Origin of the sequence: uncultured Nostoc sp. (genome assembly GCF_937863485.1) — a bacterium.
In the GTDB taxonomy this organism is placed as follows: Bacteria; Cyanobacteriota; Cyanobacteriia; order Cyanobacteriales; family Nostocaceae; genus Nostoc.
Genome location: NZ_CALMFY010000154.1, coordinates 14194 through 31077, shown reverse-complemented (window position 1 = coordinate 31077; position 16884 = coordinate 14194). Strand labels below are relative to the sequence as shown.

8 protein-coding genes are annotated in these 16884 nt (G+C 39.6%); 3 read left to right on the top strand and 5 right to left on the bottom strand.

Annotated elements, in window-relative coordinates:
• The coding region (locus Q0541_RS19965) for a tetratricopeptide repeat protein (protein ID WP_298914068.1) at nucleotides 1-1083 on the bottom strand (1083 nt) is incomplete at its 3' end.
• Nucleotides 1034-2377 carry a P-loop NTPase fold protein gene (locus Q0541_RS19960; RefSeq protein ID WP_298914065.1) on the bottom strand — a complete coding sequence of 448 codons (1344 nt, stop codon included), beginning with the start codon at nucleotides 2375-2377 and terminating at the stop codon, nucleotides 1034-1036. The genes Q0541_RS19960 and Q0541_RS19965, both read right to left, overlap by 50 nt.
• A 1060-nt stretch (nucleotides 2378-3437) precedes the next feature.
• Here Q0541_RS19960 and Q0541_RS19955 point away from each other — a divergent pair.
• Entirely contained in the window at nucleotides 3438-5342 is a 1905-nt protein-coding gene (locus Q0541_RS19955; protein WP_298914062.1) for an adenylate/guanylate cyclase domain-containing protein, read from the top strand.
• Between the two features lie 158 nt (nucleotides 5343-5500).
• Here the strand turns inward: Q0541_RS19955 and speY are convergent, their stop codons facing one another.
• Nucleotides 5501-6676, bottom strand: coding sequence for a deoxyhypusine synthase (gene speY / locus Q0541_RS19950; protein ID WP_298914060.1), 1176 nt, complete (start codon nucleotides 6674-6676; stop codon nucleotides 5501-5503).
• A 259-nt stretch (nucleotides 6677-6935) separates the two neighbouring features.
• On the opposite strand from speY, the gene Q0541_RS19945 reads away from it, so the two are divergent.
• Nucleotides 6936-7820 (top strand): ParA family protein, encoded by an 885-nt coding sequence (locus Q0541_RS19945; RefSeq protein WP_298914057.1) that lies wholly within the window; start codon nucleotides 6936-6938, stop codon nucleotides 7818-7820.
• A 335-nt stretch (nucleotides 7821-8155) separates the two neighbouring features.
• A complete protein-coding gene (locus Q0541_RS19940) occupies nucleotides 8156-11533 on the top strand; it encodes an EAL domain-containing protein (RefSeq protein ID WP_298914054.1) in 3378 nt (1125 codons plus the stop codon).
• Between the two features lie 291 nt (nucleotides 11534-11824).
• Here the strand turns inward: Q0541_RS19940 and Q0541_RS19935 are convergent, their stop codons facing one another.
• Nucleotides 11825-12976, bottom strand: coding sequence for a histidine decarboxylase (locus Q0541_RS19935; protein WP_298914051.1), 1152 nt, complete (start codon nucleotides 12974-12976; stop codon nucleotides 11825-11827).
• 558 nt (nucleotides 12977-13534) lie between these two features.
• Nucleotides 13535-16417 (bottom strand): isoleucine--tRNA ligase, encoded by a 2883-nt coding sequence (gene ileS / locus Q0541_RS19930; protein WP_298914076.1) that lies wholly within the window; start codon nucleotides 16415-16417, stop codon nucleotides 13535-13537.
• Nucleotides 16418-16884: the final 467 nt, after the last annotated feature.

The window sequence follows — 16884 nt, the reverse complement described above, 5'->3', positions numbered from 1 at the left end:
TCCCAACTGGTGGTATGTGCTAGCAGAAGAGTAGCGAGCGCCTATTTGTTGTTCAATTTCTAGACACTGTTGATAGAAAGTTGTCGCCTGTGTAAATTGTCTCAAGTCTAGATAAGCATTCCCCAGTTTAAACAAAGCAGCAGTTTCGCCGCGAGGATTCTGAAGTTGTTGTGAAATACTTAAAGATTTTTGATAATAAGCGATCGCTGTATCAAATTGCCTTTGCTGAGAATAAGAATCTCCTAATGTATTGAGGACTTCAGCATGGAATGTGGAATCTGGAAACTCATTAGCTATTTTTTCGGCTTCTTCTAAATATTCTCTAGCTTTGATAGGTTCTATCTTACTTATATACGCGACTCCTAGCTGATGCAAAATATTACTACAGTTGCGGAGGTTTTCTCCTGTCGGCTGATGTCCAGTAGGTTTATATTCCATTAGTAGGCGGTGTAATAAATCGATCCGCTCTTGCTTTTCTGGAGGTTCTAATCTGTTTATAATTCTCTCAGTATTTTGAGCCTCATTAATCGCATAATCTTTAGTAATTTGAGGTGTTTGAAACCGAAACATCCCCGATTGCCAAGCCCAAAAATCAGGAGCAAATTTGGCTAACCGAGTCAGGGCATAATCTGGCAGAATAAACAGAATGGGATGAGGAACAGTTCTTTTATAAGCATCTCTGACAAAGTTGAGGTCTTGTAAAACTGGCGGATAGTCTCCATACACGCCAATAGACTTTTCTAAACCTTGTACAATCAAGAATAATTTTTTGTTATATTCTATCTCAATGGTTGGTAATATTTTGACAATTTCATCCCTGAGAAATCGCAAATTGGCATCAGAAAAATTCATATTCACAAACTGAATATCCCCACACTCAGGATTTGTCTTTAGCGCCTCAACTAATATTTCTGCATCTGGGGGAAAATTAATTTCCACAAAACCAATCGTAAACTTTTCTGCAAAGTCTACAAAGGTGAGTAATTCAGCAAATATCTCTTGATTAAGCGCGATAAACGGCCCGATTTCTGAACTAAGGTTGCGCTGTGAGTGCGGATGCGAGGGCTTTCTGGAAGAATTCATTTTGCTTCACCACTGGATTCGGGTAATTCCATCGTTTATCGCCGTTGTATTCCAAAACTGAAGTGTTAAACAGCATTAATTGACCGATATCATCTTTGCTAACATTTTTAGTGATACACACTTGAGCTAAAAACGCATAATGTTCTTCAGGAATAAACCTTTCAAAACTAAATTGCTGTTGTTTCACAGCATAGATAATATCTTCGGCAATAATTTTGGGATGTTTACGAGTACTGGCAGTTTGACAAGCAGTCCGCATCATCTGCATTAATTGGCGGACATGTCCTCCACTGGCTTTTGCTAAATCTAGCAATTCCTGGCGAGATGCAAATACAGCATCAATATCTACCCGCTTTTCAATCACACTGGCGACTGCTTCTAGTCCGGTTTGATTGTAGTTTAAATGGCAGCGATCGCGTTCAAATTCATAAATATTCACCATTGGGACAATATGAGGATTACCATCAAACTGATTGAGTGGGTTTTTAGGCGAACAAAGCACAGAAATTGGAACTGTATAAATTATCGTGCAGTCTAATTCTTGTAACTGAGCCGCATAGTCAAAAAATAAATGTTCTGCAATCGTCGGTGGTACACGATCCATATTGTCAAAAATAATCAATAAACCTTTATATTGAGGGAATTTTTTTCGGAGTTTAACATAGGCATCTCCTAATAAAAGGTTAATATCTGCTTTCAGCCGTGATAGGTCTTTTTCTAAAATTTGGCGAATAGTAGTTTTTTGCTTATCAGAACCTTTAATTTGTGCCAGTAATTTAACCATCAATTTAGCGATAAATGGAGCTTCTGGTTTCAGAGTCGCTTCTCCTTGAATACTCACAGACTTTTCTACAGTTTCTTCTGTTTCTTTAGTAATATCCTTAAACCAAGATTCAAAGTTTTGCAAAAGTTTAGAATCAAAATTTAAACCTAATTTACGCAACTCAAATTCTACTTGTTTGATGACGATTAAATATAAATCTGTATAACGAGCATCATTAATATCTGTTTCTTCGTTAACTTCTAAATAAATTACGTGGTATTGTTTTTCCCATTGGCTCTGAATGCGTTTTAACTCTGTACTTTTGCCACAGCCACGATGTCCGGTAAACAAAATTGTGCTGAAATCTGCGGCTTCTTGAAAGTCTAAAATCGTACTAACGCTGTCAATTGCTGAAGTTTTGCGGACTGCTGATAAATCAACATAGTAACGCTCCATGTCTGCACCCTCTAGCGGTTCAACATTACAAACTTGAAATGCAGCTTTTAGAGTATTAGCACGCTGGTGATTCATCGGGTTTTGACTAACTTTATAAATATGACTTTCTCAATCTTAAATTTTAGGCGATCGCTGTGCAACATTACATCTGATAAAAATTTACTTTTTGAATTCACCAAAATTGTAATATTTTATACATTCAACAATGACATCCCCTAAAAAAGGCTTGTTGTTACCCAAATTTTTGTAACAGTCAAAGTGTCGTACTAACCGATATCCCGCCCAGAACTTAAGTTCTGGGCTGATAGCTAAAGTCCACTCAAGTGAACTAAAATTTTTCTTTTTACAGAGGATAGGCATCTACATGGCTTAAAAACTTGTATTGAGTTCTCTTAAAAGGAATGCAATATTAGCCTCAGAATTTATTTCCAGGCGGGATAGCAAGCAAACCCAAGATTTATTTTAATCTTGGTAATCACAAGCTTTTAAGGGGGGTTGGGAGGATGTTCAAAATATTAAAACGTTAACCGAACTGTATTGGGAGTGGTTATGTTAAAATGGCGATCGTTTATGAACCGCGTTATTGAATATAAGCTGCTGACAACATTCAGAATTATATTCAATTGTCAATCCTCCAAAAGAGAGAATACATATTATTTACGCTTATTTAATTCTGTTCAACCAAATCAAAAGGTTGCTCATGGTCGTTTTCGCTCAACTACACTGATTTATTTTAAACAAACCTTTTTCTCAACATAAATTTTAACACTTAAAACTGGATGATAATTTCTGCATCATAGGTACATTTGAGCAAGTACAACGGTTTAAAGAACGTTGTGAGGAGGTGATACGCAAAAAAGATGTCAGGCTAAGTTTTATTGAGTTTATAGGGCTTGAAAATATCTTAAAAGCTGTCCTGTAAGGGGAGTAAGAACTATTTTAATTACAAGCAATTGGACGATATTTAGAGCAGAAAGTATATTTATTATATATAGATATCTATTTAGATTATCAGCAAACAATATAATAAATTAATTTTTGTAATTGAGGATGTGCTAGTTTTAAAATAAAACTTAGCACAGCAAGCCAATAAAAAAATCTGCTATCAAGTGCTTTAATATCATACAAAAATTACATGGAACAAGTAATTACTGCAATTGCAGATGCTTTATTTATAACCAGTAATTTAGGAGAAATAAAAAAAGTAAATCGTGCTGCTCAAAAATTATTTGGTTTTAGTGAAGAAGAATTAATTAATCAACCAATGTCACTGATAATTGATGATAATCAAGTATTAACACAAGCCATTTATCGAGATTCTTCTTTTAAGCAAAATTCCCAAAATTTCGAGGTAGTTTGTCGAACTAAAACTAGAGAAAAACGGTTAATTGCTTTTTCTTGTTCAGTAATTCCGAAAAAGATCAAAGGATTAGAAGATATTGTCTACATTGGTCGGGATATTACTGCTCGGCAGCACCGGGAACAGCGTACAAGTACCCAGTATGCTATCACTCGGATATTATCAGAATCCCAAAGTGTAAAGCAGGGAATTCCGCAAATTTTGCAGTCGATTTGTCAAAATTTGGGATGGGATTTAGGCGAACTTTGGACAGCAAGTCAATATATTGGCACATCGGTACAGGGAGACAGTATTAATGCAGTATTAAGGTGTGTGGAAATTTGGTCAAGTCGAGTAATTTCTGTACGAGAGTTTAAAGCAATCACCTGGCAAACTACCTATAAATCTGGTGTTGGCTTACCTGGTCGAATTTGGATCAGACGTTTGCCCTTGTGGATTCAAGATATCACAAAAGATGGAGACACTCGGCGATCGCAACCTGCTGCTGAGGCTGGATTACACGCAGCTTTTGGCTTCCCCATCTTAGACGATAGTGAAATCTTAGGAGTGATGGTTTTCTTTAGCCGGGACGTACAACCAAAAGATAAAGACCTATTGCAATTGGCGGGTTCGATTGGTAGTCAAATCGCCCAGTTTATCAAACGCAAACAAGCAGAAGATTCACTTGTAGAAAGTGAAGAACGATATCGAGATTTATTTGAAAATGCTAATGACCTGATTCAATCCGTCAATGCCTCTGGTCGTTTTTTGTATGTGAATCGTGCATGGCAAGAAACTTTGGGATATAGCGAAGCTGAAATTGTGAATATGACTGTTTTCGATATTATACATCCAGAGTGTAAACAAGACTGTTTGCAAAGGTTTTATCGCCTGCTGTCAGGAGAAAAGTTCAATCAAATAAAATCCGCATTCGTGACTAAAGACGGTCAAACAATCTTTTTAGAAGGTAATGTTAACTGTAAATTTGTCGAAGGTCATCCAGTTGCGGTTCGCGGCATTTTTCGCACTGTCACCCAGCGACTAGCAGCAGAAGAAGCGCTGCGCCATCAGCAAGAAGAAACCGAACGTTTATTGCTGAATATTTTGCCAGCCGCAATCTCCAAACCTTTGAAACAAGAACCAGCTAACATTGCCGAAGACTTTGCTGATGTCACAGTTTTATTTGCAGATATTGTCGGCTTTACCGAAATTACTGCTTCTATGAGTGCAATTCAAGTGGTAAACTTACTCAACCAAATTTTCTCAGCTTTTGATCGCCTCACCGAACAAGATGGTTTAGAGAGAATCAAAACCATTAACGATGCTTATATGGTAGTTGGTGGCTTACCCACACGCCGCCTAGATCATGCTCAAGCGATCGCCCAAATGGCATTGCACATGCAAACTGCGATCGCTCTATTTAATACTGAGAATAACCAAAACTTCAATATCCGTATCGGCATCCATAGCGGTTCCGTAATGGCGGGAGTAATTGACCTCAACAACTTTACTTATGATCTTTGGGGAGACACGATAAATATCGCTAGCTGCATGGAATCCCAAGGTCTTGTAGGTAAAATCCAGGTTACAGAAGATACTTATAAGTCTTTGTGCAATGAATTTTTATTTGAAAAGCGGGGTGAAATCGAAGTTAAAGGCAAAGGGAAAATGACGACCTATTTATTAATTGGGCAAAAGTGAGAAAAAGGGAGTGGAGAGTAGTGCATATAGCGATCTGACCTCTCTCCTAAAAGGAGAGAGGCTTTGAATCTTACTCCCCTTCCCTTATAGGGAAGGGGTTGGGGGTTAGGTCTCTATTGGACTCAACACAGAAGCGCTATATTAAAATTTCCCACTCCCTAATGAGTATTCGGAATCAGCCGACCACAGGGATAAGTCGCTGTTTGCTGTGAAGCATTTTCAGCCACTGCTGCTGGAACCTGATCTGATGGTCGGGTTTTGGCTGCTAGATAGTCTTTTTGTAGTTTATCCAAAATGGCTTCTCGCCTGTCGTACACACGCTTCAGGGGACGAGGCTGGCACTTGTTCAAGACGTATGCTGTTACCAGTGGTAGAGCGATCGTGCTATCGGTATAACAAACAATTGCGTTAGGTAACTCTTCCGGGTCAATCTTACCCCAGCTGACGGCTTCCGATGGGGTTGCTCCAGACAAACCGCCTGTATCTGGACGCGCATCGGTAAACTGCACAAAGTAATCGTGTCCTCGTTCTTCTAGTCCTAATACTTCGTGAAGTTGTGGTTGAGTTTGTAACAAAAAGTTTTTCGGACTACCGCCACCGAGAATTACAGCCGCACTTTTACCTCCTGATTCACGGGCATTATATGCGATCGCAGCCGTCTCATTTACGTCAATTGATGGATCTATAATCAACTGCGAACCTTCCAAAGCTAAAGCCGCCACGTTCATCCCAATTGAGCTATCTCCTGGAGAAGACGTATATATAGGCACGCCATACTCATAAGCTGTAGCAAGCAAGCAGGAATGCTGCACACCCAGTTGCTTTTCTACTTCCCGAACATACTTACCCAGTAAATAGTGAAACTCAGCCGTTCCCATCCGCTTCTGAAATGCTTCTCCTTGCAGAATCTTGCGAATGAACGCATCAGTTTCCAGCAGCACATCGTAACCAAAGATAATGTCATAAATGCGAATAGTGCCTTCCTGGCGCAGTTTCACATCATCCAAAAATGGATTACCAGCAAAGAGATCAAAACCCAAACCATAGTGCATATCGTGGTAAAGATTTGCACCAGTGCTAATCATCCAGTCAATAAAGCCATTGCGAATTAAGGGTGCAAGTGCTGAAACCCCGAATCCTGCTGGTGTCATCGCACCGGAAAGGCTAACTCCCACTGTGACAGCTTCCGTTAGCACATCACGACTCAGTAGTTGGCAGATTTCCCGCAACCGGGCTGAGTTGTAAGCGGTAAAGTATTGATCAATCAAATCCACCACATTGATATCATTTGATATAGGTGTTGGTGCAATTTTTTGACCCAGCTGTTTAGACATTTTGGCACTCCCGAACAGTAAACACGCCGAATCTAATGTTATCTAGCTTTCAAGCAAAGTAACAGCAATTTAACTAGTCCATATTATCAAAAAACACTACAACGGCTGAGATTAAATCGTGTCACAGACCTCAACGCCTAGAATTGAGGCAATCTCACTGAAAAGAGGTTCCGAAAATATTAAATTTAATGGAAGATTTAATAGATCGAGATAGGTGTACGCTACCTAGATCGGAATGCGTCAACAGAGGACTCAACCAATGGGATATGTAATTGCTACTGCAAATATGAAAGGTGGCGTTGGTAAAACCACCCTCACCGTCAACTTAGCTACCTGTTTAGCTAAAAATCATGGCAAGCGGGTGCTTGTCCTGGATTTAGACAGCCAAATTAGTGCCACACTTAGTTTGATGTCGCCTTTAGATTTTGCCAAGCGCCGTAAACAAAGTAAGACATTTAGGTATCTGATAGACGAAATTATCAATCCAGACCCACAAGCAAAACTGACAATTCAGGATATCATTCAATCCCAGGTTTGTAATCTTCCCGGACTGGATTTATTACCAGGAGATATCGACTTGTATGATGAATTTGTTGTGTCAGAAATGCTGCATCAACAAGCAACTGCTTTGGGTGAACAGGATTTTGAAATGATTTGGAATCGCTTTGAAAGAGTCTTGATTAATAACATCTTAAAATCAGTCCGTCAAGAATATGATTTTATCCTTCTCGATTGTGCACCGGGCTATAATCTATTGACTCGTAGCGCTTTAGCCGCCAGCGATTTCTACATACTTCCTGCTAAACCAGAACCTTTATCTGTAGTGGGTATTCAACTGCTGGAAAGACGCATTGCCCAATTAAAGGACAGTCACGGGCATGAAACCAAGATAGATATAAAAATGCTAGGAATTGTATTTAGCATGTCAAGTGCTAACCTTCTCACTGGCAGATACTATAAACAAGTGATGCACCGCGTTGTTGAAGATTTCGGTGTAGAAAAAATTTGTAAAGTACAAATACCTGTTGATGTCAATGTTGCTAAGGCTGTTGATAGTTTTATGCCAGCTGTTTTAATTGCTCCTCAATCAGCTGGTTCAAAAGCGTTCTTTCAATTAACTCAGGAGTTGTTGCAAAAGCTATAGCAAAACTAAACCGTTTGGAAATATAGCAATCCTAAATCATTCGTGAAAAACAAGATTTGCAAGTTTTATAAAAAGTTGGGAATCGGAACCTGGCGATTTTTATAAATAAAATAGGATTGCTATAACACGATTTCCGACTTGTTAAATAGGTCGGAAATCTGAACCTTTTGATTTTCCCAAATCAATTAGAGTTGCTATTTATTGTCTGCCCAAATAAAAGGTGCTAAGTGGTAATAAGTAAGTTATCCTTTCATAAGTTCAGCAGTTCTACTGAAGCTATATGCAGGCAGATTTAGCTATTGAGTGAAAAGACCAGTAAATTTCACTAAGAAACAATGGTTACTAACAATTCCGTACACAAAGAGATAAATCGGCACTTGGTAATACGCCTACCACGGACTCTAAGTTATCTCGAAACCTGGGGCTTTGGCTTAACGGGTCATGTGGGATGGATTGGTACTGCCCCCATGATTCATGCAGCGTTAGGGCCTAAAGCGATCTTAGTTTGGTTTTTTGGCACGATTATTTCCTTTTTACTTAACTTGCAGGTACAAAGTTTAGGTAGACATTGGTCAGATGTGGCTGGAGGAACACCAAACTATACCACAAGGTTATTAAAGAACTTTCCTGGCTTAGGTCGTTACGTAGCCTTAGGATACTTTTTTAGCTGGGCAGCAGCACCGGCACTGTATGCAATTATTCTCACAGAACTAATTAAAGTCAGTTTTCAACCATTAGGTATTTCTTGCCCAGAAACTTTATTAAAAGTTGTATTTACAGCGATTCCTTTTATTGTGGCATTCAGTGGCAGCCGTGCTCTAGCGCTCCTGCATTTATTTTTTGTATTACCAGCGATTTTATTACTGCTTTTGTTTTGTACTCAAGGCGTAGTATCGTTAGCCTCCTCACCTGATAATTTTAAATTTATCTCAACTAGCACAGATAGCCTGAGTTTTGAAGAATGGGCAAAGTGGTTTTTTCTGGCTAGCTATTCAATTTATGCTTGTGAAACCACTTCTTCTTTTGTGGCTGATAGCCGCCATCCATATAAAACTTTAAAGTTCTTAACGGTAGCTGCTTGGCTAATTCCTCCGGTGTTTTTAGGTGGTTCTTGGGTATTAATGTGTTCGGCTCCAGATCCAACAATAGGTATCGATGCGTTCTCCAATCTGGTAGAGGCTTCTAAACCTTTTTGGGGTGAACATGCCCCCTTTCTAGTAACACTTTTGATTAGTGTATCTTGCCTTCTAAGTTCTGCTACGGCAGTTTCCAACTCTCCTCGGATCTTATACCAACTTGCCTTAGACAAACAGCTTTCTCCCATATTTGCATTAGTTTCCCGTCAAGGTGTCCTTGGTCCTGCTATCTTAGTTACCTTTATAATCAGTTTGCTTTGTCTAAATTTGGGAAATGTAACTCAACTTGTCACAGTAGCAGGCACCTGTTATCTCATGTCCATTATGGGATTACATCTGGGATTATGGCTGTGTCGAGACAAACCGCAGGTGTTATGGCCTTGGTGGTCACTTGGTTTTTTCTTTGTAGAAGCGGTAGTTCTAATAGTGGGAGGTTTAGCTTGGAGTCGGAGAGATTTCTTAGTGGGATTATTATTACCCATTGTTCTGATCATCGCAGATGTTGGGCTACGTCGCTTAAGATTTGCGCCATTACAGCCGGAATGGTGGACACAGCGTTACGACATTAGGTCTAATAGAAACAACTCAGACTTTGTGGTACTACAGGTAATTGTCTTAGTATCATTAATTTGTGTTACTGCCACAAGCAGTTGGGTTATCCGCAATTTATTAGATAGACTTCCTAATAATCTTCAAAACTCTTTATTAGCTATTCTGCTAGTGACACTTTCTTTTATGGGGGTAGCGATCGCTTGCTGGACAACTCTACCACAAATTGTTGCTATTGATGAGGCACGCAAACAAGCAAGAAACCTATTTATCACTACTCTCAATACCGTTCCAGATACTGTTTTAGTCTTAGATGAAAACGGTACAATTCGTCAGACAAATACCGCTGCTGAAAAATTATTTCAAACAAATGTTCAGCAGTTGCTTGGGCAAAACTTGAATCAACTCTTAATATGCTATTGCGGTAAACCGGAGCAATGGTCTATTAGGAGTGAGCAAACCTTAAAAATAAACGAAGGTCTACGAATTGTTGAATCGACCATTTCACAGCCATTTAATTCCCCGTTACGAGAGTATATTGTTATTGTCCGTGACATTACTAAGCGGAAGTTAATCGAGGAAGAATTAGTTCAGTATCGTTATCATCTTGAACAGATGATTATAAAACGTACCAATGAACTTATTAAAGTGAATAAACAGCTTGAAAAAGACATTATTAAGCGTCAACAAGTACAAGAGCAATTACAGCACAATAGTCTTCATGACGGGCTAACCGGATTACCTAATCAACGATTATTTATAGAGCGAGTGCAGCAGGCAATAGAACGGACTAAACAGCAAAAAAATTATTTCTTTGCCGTACTCTTCTTAGATATAGACCGCTTTAAAGTTGTTAATGACAGCCTTGGACATCTTCAGGGAAATCAACTTTTGATTGCAATTTCTCGTCGGCTAAAATCAGTTCTGCGAGTTGGAGACATAATTGCCCGTTTTGGCGGAGATGAGTTCACAATCTTAATTGAGGAAATTGAAGATATCAGCATCGCCGTACAGGTAGCCGAGCGAATTAAAAAGGTGCTAGCTTTGCCATTTAAATTAAATAAGCGTAAGCTGTTTACTAGTGCTAGTATTGGCATCGCTTTAAGTAAAGCAGATTATGAGCAAGCAGCGCAGATTCTACGCGATGCCGATGTGGCAATGTACTGTGCCAAATCACTTGGTAAGGCACGCTATGAAGTGTTTGACCCAAAGATGTACGAGAGGGCATCTTTGCTCTTGGAGTTAGAAACTGCTCTGCGAAGTGCGCTGCTCAAGCAAAAAGAATTTAGCCTTAATTACCAGCCAATTATTTCACTGACAACTGGCAAAATTATTGGATTTGAGGCACTGATACGTTGGCATCATCCAGAACGAGGACTTATTTCCCCTGAAGATTTTATTCCCCTGGCCGAAGAAACTGGAATGATTGTTAGTATCGGGCAATGGGTGCTTTATGAAGCGTGCCACCAAATGCACATATGGCATAAACAATTTCCTACCTCACTACCCCTGACAATTAGTGTAAATTTTTCTGCTAAACAAATCACGCAACCTGATGTGTTTAAAGAAGTTAAACATATTTTGCAGGAAACTGGACTAAAACCATCCAGTTTGAAATTGGAGATTACTGAAACCTTGTTGGTGGATAATTTTGAATTAGCTACCACTGTGTTTTCCCAGTTAACAGCTCTGAATGTCGAGTTGCACATGGATGATTTTGGTACTGGCTTTTCATCCTTGAGTTATCTGCACCGTCTACCAATCAAAACCCTTAAAATTGACCGTTCTTTTATCACTAATATGGGTAGTCGAGGAGAAAATTTAGAAATTGTTCGAGCTATTGTGACATTAGCTCATAATTTAAATATGTCTGTAACAGCAGAAGGGATAGAAACTGTAGAGCAATTAGCACAGTTAAAGGCTTTACAATGTGATTATGGGCAAGGGTATTTTTTCTTACCACCTATAGAATGTGCAGAAGTAGAAATACTACTTGCTGCCAATTTGTGCTACAAAAACCTTTTATAGACCTGAAATTCTTGGGTTCAAATTCTGTTTAAAGGATGTTTGAAAAGTATTGTTGTTAATCACCTCCCAAACCTAACCCCCCTAGCAAGCCTTCCCTATGTTAGCGTTGGCAAACGCAAAAGCATTTCTAAGAGTTGCGGCACGAAGTGCAGGAATGGGGGTTTCAAAGCTTTTCAGGAGTGGGAGAGATGAATAGAAGCAGGGTTTCTAGGATACTTTGCAACTTTTCAAACATCCTTTTAGAAAAATACCTCGTAAAATTGGACGATTAATTTCACTTGACAATCTATATTAGTGTAGTACTGGTTGTAGCTGGAAATGTTTTGCATTATTAAGTAACCCTTCTTCTAATAAAAGTTCATTAAGAAAAATATCGATTTTATCCCGATCAATATTCTGCATAACTATCATGTGTGCCCAATTTTCAAAAACTGCTAACTGCCACTTTTTAATTAACCTTTGAGAAGGTTTTTGAAACACTATAGTATTGGAAAAATTATTTAACATGCATGGATATTCTCTGATTTGAAGTTGTTGGAAAAGATATTGGGCATTATGAATACAGGTCTTTGCTTCTCTAGCCAATCCATCAGAACCTCTTGTTTGCACTGCATACCAGAGAATCAGGGGAGTATGACCGTTTCTAGAACCCAGAATTGTTGTATCAGTTGAACCAATATATTCAATTATTGTTTCAACTTTTTCTACCCATTTCTTCTTAGTTAAGACTACACCACAAGGTAATGGAGAACCAATGAATTTAGCAGAAATAGCTATACTATCTATGGGTTTTTGAAAGTTAACTTGCGGAGCGCCATCTAAAAACGGTAATATTAATCCTGAGAGTGCAGCATCACAATGAATGTAATAATCTTTAATCTGATTGCGCTCCAAAATTTCTAGAACTTTGTCTAAGTTATCAATCGCACCTTTGACAGTAGTCCCAATATTTAAATTTATGATCGCTGGATAATTGCGATTCTCGCTAATTAGTTGCTCAAAATGTTCATAATTCATCTCTCCATTAGTTTGCGAATTGACAATATTATGTTGGATGCGGAATAATTTGGCTGCTTTGGAAATTGAGTAATGAGAGTCTTGTGATGAGTAAAGAATCCCATTAGGGTAAATTTCTCTTGCTAAGAACATTCCATATAAATTACCTTCAGTTCCGCCAGCAGTAACATAACCCCAAAACTGACTTTCTGGAATCTTATAGAGTTCAGCAAAAAAAGATAATACTTCTTGTTCAAACTTACGAGAATGGAGACCAAAATCTGGCTCGACATATGGATCTCCAGCATTATTTAACAGGAAATTGAAAAATTTTGCGATCGCACTGTAATCACAACTTAAATTATATGGATAGCCTGCATGAAACTGCGATCGCTGTTCTATTTCCAACAAAAAATCTGCCAACTCTTTAGCAATTTTATCTGACATATCTCTGTATCTCCTAAAGTTTGAGTTAATAAATGTTTTAAGTCGAAGTTCTAGCCGTTAATATAATGTCTTTATAATTTATCAACCTCAGTATTAATTAAGTTTTTTATCAAAAAATAAATTAAGTGGTAATACGTATATAAACTTCAGTGTAAATACTCATACGATTTTTCTATTTGTGTTCTATTATTCCAAAGCACGATTACCAAACTAAATCTCAGATTTAGCCATAATGTCAATCTCAATCAAACTCTTCAAGGGTTAGTTTGACATTTAAATATGGACAAAATATTGCAGCAAAATTGCTTTTTGAGATTGCAAATTAGCGAATGTTCTACTGAGACTCACACATAGGTGGAGTAGTACCTAACGACTAGTATGTGGCAGAAGTTTGCCTACCTTTAACAAGGGGATTTTGCCCCTTGTTAATTGAGATGGTAGTGGATTTACGCACCCGCTTTACTAGAAATCGTGGCTATACACACGAAGTCCGCATATCGCGCTTGTTAGCGCACCATGCGGACTTCATGAGCTAAAAGTGCATTTAGATTTTTGCTTTTAGAACTCTCCGGCTAAAGCTGCAACACACCGTTCACAAATTAGGGGATGTTCTGCTGATTCTCCCACATGAGTAGAGTAGTTCCAGCAGCGATCGCATTTTTGCCCATCTGCGTTTACTACACCAATTCCCCAGCTATCTGATTGCAAGTTATATTTCAAGCCTTGCAGTGCTTCTGGAGTATCTAATACTTCTACTTGGGAAGTCAGGAACAGATAACGAAGTTCATCGATACCGTTACCACTAACTGGATTCAATGCTTTTATTGAGGAGCGTAAATCCTCATTGGCTACATAAAGCAAGGCTTTTGCTTCTAGAGACGAACCAATCAATTTTTCTATCCTGGCTTGCTCTAATACCTTATTCACCTCAGTACGGATTTGCCGGACTTGTTGCCAAAATTCTGCTAATTCAGGATTACGCCATGTTTCCTCTACCTGCACCCAACCGGCTTCAAACACCGATTTATAAGGTGTTTTGTAGGGAAGATATTGCCAGATATCTTCGGCGGTGTGGCATAACACAGGTGCGATCGCTCGTGCTAAATTATCTATTGCTATCTTCAGCACCGTTTGACAACTGCGACGGCGGAAAGCATCGGTTGCACTGATGTACAACCTATCTTTGGCAATATCTAAATAAAAGTTGGATAAATCCACCACGCAGAAATTTTGCACTGTTTGGAAAAAGCGGAAGAATTGGAAACTCTCAAAGGCTTCGGTTACTTCTTCAAACACCTCGGTGATCCGGTGCAGCATATAACGGTCAAGTTCTGACAATTCCTCGAAAGGGACTGCATCTTTTTCCGGGTCAAAATCATCCAAGCTACCCAACAAAAACCGCGCTGTATTGCGAATTTTGCCTCTGACATCGTTCAGTTGCTTGATGATGTTTTTACCAATGCGGACATCGCCGGAGTAGTCTACCGATGATACCCACAATCTCAATACGTCTACACCGTAAGCCGGTTCTACTTTTTGATTTTTCCCGCCTTCAATGATTGTATTTGGGTCAACCACATTTCCTTCTGACTTACTCATCTTCCGCCCTTGTTCGTCCAAAGCAAAGCCATGAGTTAGCACAGTTTTGTAAGGCGCAATGTCATTTACCGCTACACTGGTGAGCAAGCTTGACTGGAACCAACCGCGATGTTGGTCGGAACCTTCTAAGTACATATCAGCGGGGTAGCGTAAATCTGGACGCTGGTTGACGACAGCTGCCCAAGATGAGCCAGAATCAAACCATACATCCATTGTGTCTGTACCTTTGCGGTAAGACTTGCCATTTTGGCGATAGGATTGGGGTAATAACTCCTCAACCGATAACTCCCACCAAGCATCAGAACCTTTTTCTGCGATGATTCCTTGGACATGGTTGATAATTTCTTCATTCAGCAATACTTCCCCAGTTTCTTCCTCGTAGAAAACAGGAATTGGTACACCCCAACTTCGCTGACGAGAGATACACCAATCGGGACGTTCCGCCACCATTGGCGTGATCCGATTTTCACCTTGGGCTGGAATCCATTTTACTGTTGCGATCGCTTTTAGCGCTTCTTCTCTAAATCCTTCCACGGAAGCAAACCATTGTTCAGTCGCGCGGAAAATCGTCGGCTTCTTCGTCCGCCAATCATAGGGATACTTGTGAGGGTATGGTTCTTCCTTCAACAAGGAACCAACCACTGTTAAGGCATCAATTACCGCCTGATTACCATCACCCAGCACATTCAACCCCGCAAATTGTCCCGCTTCTTCGGTAAAATTGCCATTGTCATCCACTGGTGCAAGGATAGGCAAACCGTAGCGCTGACCAACAATGTAGTCTTCTTGACCATGACCGGGTGCAGTATGTACTAACCCAGTACCCGATTCAGTAGTAATGTAATCACCGCCGACAACAATTGGACTTTCACGGTCATATAAGGGATGACGGTAAGTAGTATGTTCTAAATCATTCCCCTTGAACGTGGCTTTGAGAGTTAACTCAACTCCCAATGTCGAAGATAAACGTTCCACTAAATCAGCAGCAACGATCAGGTATTTGAAATTACTTTGCGCTTTTACCTCTGGGTGGGAAACTTCCACGACTGCATAGTTCAAATCTGCATTCACCGCCACAGCCAAATTCCCCGGAATTGTCCAAGGTGTGGTCGTCCAGATAGCTACACCCAAATCTGACAGATATTCCGTCAACAGTGGTTTTACAGCTGACGCCAAACTTGTAACTGGAAAAGCTGCATAGATACTGCGGGAAATGTGACCTTCTGGATATTCCAACTCAGCTTCAGCCAAAGCGGTTTGAGAACTCGGACTCCAGTGAACCGGCTTCAAACCGCGATAAATGTAGCCTTTTAAGAACATCTGACCAAACACACCAATTTGAGCCGCTTCATATTCCGGCTTCAGAGTTAGATAAGGATTATCCCAATCACCCCAAATACCGTAGCGTTTAAAATTTTGACACTGGTTATCTATCGTAGTTAGGGCAAATTCTTTCGCTTTTAAGCGCAGTTGTAAAGGCGTCAAATTTTGCCGTTCTGCTGACTTCATGTTCTGCAAAACTTTCAACTCAATTGGCAAACCGTGACAATCCCAACCAGGGACGTAGCGAACTTTACGCCCTTTTAGCAGTTGGTAGCGATTAATAATATCTTTGAGAATTTTATTTAAAGCATGACCAATATGGAGTAAGCCATTAGCGTAGGGAGGCCCATCGTGCAGTATAAATAATTCGCCGGGGTTATTTTTGGAGAGGCGATCGTAAATTTTATTTTCTTCCCAAAATTTTTGGATTTCAGGCTCACGCTTGATGGCGTTTGCCCGCATCTCAAAGTTAGTCTTGGGTAGGTTTACAGTATCTTTGTAACTTCCTGATTCGGTCACAGTCTCATGCCTAGAATTAGGTGTGCAGGTTTTATCAATTATAGAAGATGGCATGAAAACCAAAATATGCTATTTTACCTTTTTCCGAGAGAAAGCTCCCGCCATAATCTATTGATTTGGCGGCGATAGGGCACTCGCTTCAATTCGGCAGACCTTACTATTTAGCTGCAACGCTTCTAAGCGATTAGAGGACTAGTACCGCAAGGCGGAAGTCAAAAATCAAAAGTCAAAAGTCAAAAGTATTATGGAATGGGCTTTTTAAGGACTAGTACCGCAAGGCGGAAGTCAAAAATCAAAAGTCAAAAGTATTATGGAATAAGCTCTTTAGGGATTTTAAATGGTTGCTCTATTTACGCCGTAGCGTACTAGTCAGGAATTTTGCGGAGGTTGAGGTTAATCAACAGAAAGTAGTATATTTTTCTGGATTCGCCTAAAACTATCCAAAGGTTTCGTTTGATTAGAAGAAC